The organism is Mycobacterium sp., from assembly GCF_050701675.1.
GTDB lineage: Bacteria > Actinomycetota > Actinomycetes > Mycobacteriales > Mycobacteriaceae > Mycobacterium.
On sequence record NZ_JBOGDD010000304.1, the window covers coordinates 1 to 3639 of the forward strand.

The window sequence follows — 3639 nt, forward strand, 5'->3', positions numbered from 1 at the left end:
CGTCCGAACCGCCCGTCGGCGCGATGGCCGCCGCCGCGGAGCATCTCGCCGAGATTCGCGCCGCGATCGGCCGCGAGGATCTGGCCGCCAAGCGCGCCCACCCCGCCGGACGGCCGACCGCCATCAACCTGGCGTGGCGGATGGCGATCACCGCGGCCACTGTCGCGCACCCCTCCGATGATCCCGGGTGGCCAATGGTGGGCTCGGTAGTGGTTGCTCTGCAGGAAGACTCGGTGCCCGACGACGACGCGGCCGCGGATGCGGTTGCGGTCGGCAACGCCGTCGCCACGAAGATCGTCGCGGCACTGGACTCGACCGCGACCGCGGATCGGTGGAGCCGCGTCGGCGTGGCGGGTGTCATCGGAGCCGGTGCCGCCGCAGGACGACTGCTGCGACTCGACGAGGCCGCGCTGCGCAATCTCCTTGGGCTGTGCGCCACCCAGGCGGCGGGCCTGCGCGCCGTCGACGGGTCCCGGGCCGGCGTGCTGCAGGTGGCCAAGGCCGCTGCCGACGCGGTCGAGGCCGGGGTGCTCGCCCAGTGCGGCTTCACCTCGTCGGCCGACGGATTCGGAGGACGCAGAGGACTTCTCGCTCTCCTGGCGCCCGGCGCCGACTGGCCAGAAGGCAGTGGCCCGACGTGGCCAACGACGAACGATCGCTGAACGGCGATCAGGCAGGTAAGGGAGGTCGACGATGACCCAGACCGGCAGTGCCCCCGCAGAGGCCGCGTACGACGATTCGGACTCGGGCGAACCCGAACACTCGGTGCTGTCCACCGCGCCCCTGGCCCAGGCCGGCCTCGGACTCGTCGCGGCAGGGTTCGGCGTCGTTGCGCTGATCGATGCCACCGGGCTCGACATGTTCGGCGCCAAGGGGGTGCCGGGACCGGGGTTCTTCCCGGTGTCGCTGTCCGTCGCGGTCATCGTCCTCGGCCTGCTGCAGGTTGCGGTGTCCATCGCGCGCGGAGTGCGGCGCGGACTCGGTCCGTCGGGGCAGATGCGAGGCGTCAGTAGCGAACTGCTGCGCGCCGCCTACGTGTGGTTGGGCTTCCTCGTCAGCCTCGTGCTGATGCCTCTCGTCGGATTCGTGCCAGCCACGATCCTGCTCATCGCGTACCTGGTGCTGGCCGTGGAGCGGATCAGGGGTCTCAAGGCAGTGCTGGTGATCGTCGTCGTGCCGCTGGCGGCTTACGCACTCTTCGTGTTCGTCCTTGGCGTCGAGCTGCCGGCGTCCACGCTCTTCGAGGGCGCGTGAACCGCCCCGGTCAACGCGATGCCATGGCGGCATCGTGGAAGGAGATCTGATGGATGCAGTACAGAACCTGCTGAACGGGTTCGCCGCGGCGTTCACCCCCATGAACCTGTTCTGGGTCGCCGTCGGTGTGGTGATCGGCACCCTGATCGGCATCCTGCCCGGGCTGGGACCGCCTGCCACGCTGGCGATCCTGTTGCCGGTCACGATCAGCCTTCCCCCGGCAACCGGTTTGATCATGATGGCGGGTATCTATCACGGCGCCAAGTTCGCGGGGGCCACCACGTCGATCCTGCTGAACATTCCCGGTGAGACGTCGTCGGTGGTGTTGTGTCTGGACGGGCATCCATTGGCCCGCAAGGGCCGCGCAGGGGCAGCGATGGGCATGTCGGCGATCGCCGGCTTCATCGCGAGCACCTTCGGAGTCATCGCCCTGACCTTCGCCGCACCCTTCGTCGCGAACCTTGCGCTCGGCTTCGGCCCGCCCGAGTACGCCGCGCTGATGGCCTTCGGACTGCTGCTGGTCATCCTGTTGGCCAGTGAGTCGCCCATCAAGGGGTTCCTCTCGATGTGCATCGGACTACTGGTCTCCACCATCGGCATCGACATCTTCACCGGTCAGCAGCGGCTCACCTTCGGCACGCCCGCCCTGTACGACGGCATCGAGTTCATCGCCATCAGCGTCGGACTGTTCGCGGTCGGCGAGGTGTTGCTCAACGTCGAGAAGAAGATGGAGCGGCCGATCTTCGAGGTGCCGAAGGGCATTCGGAACCTGCTGCCCACCAAGGCCGATCTCAAACAGTCCCGCCTGGCCATCGCGCTTGGTTCGGTCTTCGGGTTCTTCATCGGTGCGCTGCCAGGCGGCGGTTCGACCGTCGCCTCGTTCCTCTCGTATGCGTTGGTGAAGAAGACCAGCAAGACTCCGGAACGCTTCGGCAAGGGTGCGATCGAGGGGGTGGCGGGCCCAGAGGCGGCCAACAACTCCGAGTCGAGCGCCGCCATGATCCCGCTTCTCTCCCTTGGAATTCCTGGTACGGCCAGCACCGCGGTGATGCTGGCGGCGCTGCTGCTCTACGGATTCCAGCCGGGGCCACTGCTGTTCACCGAGCATCCCGAGATCGGCTGGCCGGTGATCGCCAGCCTGTACATCGGCAACGTCATGCTGTTGATCCTGAACCTGCCGATGATCCCGGTGTGGGTGAAGATCCTGAAGATCCCGTACTGGGCGCTGTACCCGGCGATCCTGGTGCTCGCGGTGGTCGGCGTCTACAGCGTGCGCAGCTCGATGACCGACGTGTACATGATGGTCGGGTTCGGTCTTCTCGGCTACCTGTTCGGCAAGTTCGGGGTCCCCTCGGCGCCGCTGCTCATGGCGTTCGTCCTCGGACCCATGGCGGAGAACGCCGTCCGCCAGTCGCTGGTGCTGTCGGACAACAACCCGATGATCTTCCTGGAACGGCCGATCTCGGCGACGATCTTCGGCGCCGCGGTGATAATCGGAGTCATCCTGGTCGTGACGGGACGGCGCCGCAAGGCAGTGCAGGCAACGGTTCTGGCTTCGCAGCAGACCGACCTCGTCGAAGCAAGGGGCGAATGATGAACCGTTCACACCCGGTTCCGCAGCGGCAATTCTCGCGGCGGAGCATGCTGATCGGGACCGCGACCGCGACGGCACTCGTGCTGTCCGGCTGTGGCCTTCAGCGCGGTGGCATGAACAACGGCGTACCCGGCCGCACCCAGGTGGTCGTGCACACCGGCCCAGGCGGCGGTAGCGACGTGTTCGCCCGCCAGATCGTCAAACTGCTGAAGTCCGACGGTCTGGTCGACGACAACTGGCCGGTGCGCAACCAGACCGAGGGGTCGAGCATCGGAGCGATGTCGTACCTCCGCGGGCGCAAGGGCAAGACCGACACGATCGCCGCGGTGACGCCCACCTGGCTGGTCACTCCGCTGACGCTGGCGGGTGCCTCGGTGTCGATCACCGAATTGCAGCCGATCGCCGCCCTCCTCGTCGAGCCGCAGATCGTCGCGGTGCGTGCCGATTCCGCCTATCACACGATGAAGGACTTCGTGACCGATGCCCAGCGCAACCCCGACCGACTGGTGCAGGTCGGCGGATCCATCACGGCGACGGACTCGCTCACCGGCAAGGCACTGCAGGCCAAGACGGGAACCCAGTGGAAGTTCCTGTCGTTCTCCGACAGCGGCCAGCGCATAGCGGCACTGCTACGCAACGACGCTCAGATGATGATCGGCGCATCGACCGACTTCGTCGACCAGGTCAAGGTCGGGGCGATCAGGGTGATCGCCACGGTCGCGGATCGCAAGGTCTCGACCTTCCCCGAGCTGACCTCGATCAAGGCACAGGGAATCGACGCGGGTGAGCTG

4 protein-coding genes are annotated in these 3639 nt (G+C 67.1%); all 4 read left to right on the forward strand.

Translation table 11 applies throughout. The features are described 5' to 3' along the window. On the forward strand, window positions 1–662 hold a 662-nt coding region (locus ACRDUX_RS08980), incomplete at its 5' end, for an MmgE/PrpD family protein (protein ID WP_526413055.1). Window positions 663–693: 31 nt separating this feature from the next. Continuing rightward, the gene (locus ACRDUX_RS08985; RefSeq protein ID WP_526413057.1) at window positions 694–1254 is read left to right on the forward strand and encodes a tripartite tricarboxylate transporter TctB family protein; all 561 of its coding nucleotides are present in this window, start codon (window positions 694–696) and stop codon (window positions 1252–1254) included. Window positions 1255–1303: 49 nt separating this feature from the next. After that, complete coding sequence (locus tag ACRDUX_RS08990) at window positions 1304–2848, forward strand: tripartite tricarboxylate transporter permease (protein WP_526413059.1); 1545 nt, start codon at window positions 1304–1306, stop codon at window positions 2846–2848. A gap of 47 nt (window positions 2849–2895) precedes the next feature. Further along, window positions 2896–3639, forward strand: a 744-nt coding sequence (locus tag ACRDUX_RS08995; RefSeq protein ID WP_526413061.1) for a tripartite tricarboxylate transporter substrate-binding protein, incomplete at its 3' end; no start/stop codon positions are given.

Excerpts from the sequence above, each read along its gene's own strand:
- ACRDUX_RS08985 (WP_526413057.1), top strand. The coding sequence starts at position 694 with ATGACCCAGACCGGCAGTGCCCCCGCAGAGGCCGCGTACGACGATTCG.
- ACRDUX_RS08990 (WP_526413059.1), top strand. The coding sequence starts at position 1,304 with ATGGATGCAGTACAGAACCTGCTGAACGGGTTCGCCGCGGCGTTCACC.